The 250-nt window shown below is 70.8% G+C and carries 1 pseudogene; it reads right to left on the bottom strand.

Annotated elements, in window-relative coordinates:
• A pseudogene (locus tag H2O73_RS24225) lies at nucleotides 1-250 on the bottom strand (hypothetical protein); the annotation flags it as partial.

Consider the following 250-nt stretch of genomic DNA (forward strand, 5'->3'; position numbering starts at 1 on the left):
TGCCCAGGAATTGATCACCGGGATCGGGCAGGCGCGAGAAGAACAGCGCCCCGCGCAGGGGGTCGAATCCCGCGCGGGCGGCGATGACCGTGCCCAGCGCGTCCGCCTCCAGCTCGTTTTCCTTGCTGTAGGTCCGCGCCCCGACAAGGGCACCGGCCTGAAGCGCTTGTTCCACCGTGGCCTGCCGGACCGCGTCGCTGGCCCCCGAAGTGGCGAGGGAGGCGAGCGTGCCGAAAACGACCGCGCCAAG

Origin of the sequence: Vibrio marinisediminis, assembly GCF_014050145.1 — a bacterium.
Classification (GTDB): domain Bacteria; phylum Pseudomonadota; class Gammaproteobacteria; order Enterobacterales; family Vibrionaceae; genus Vibrio; species Vibrio marinisediminis.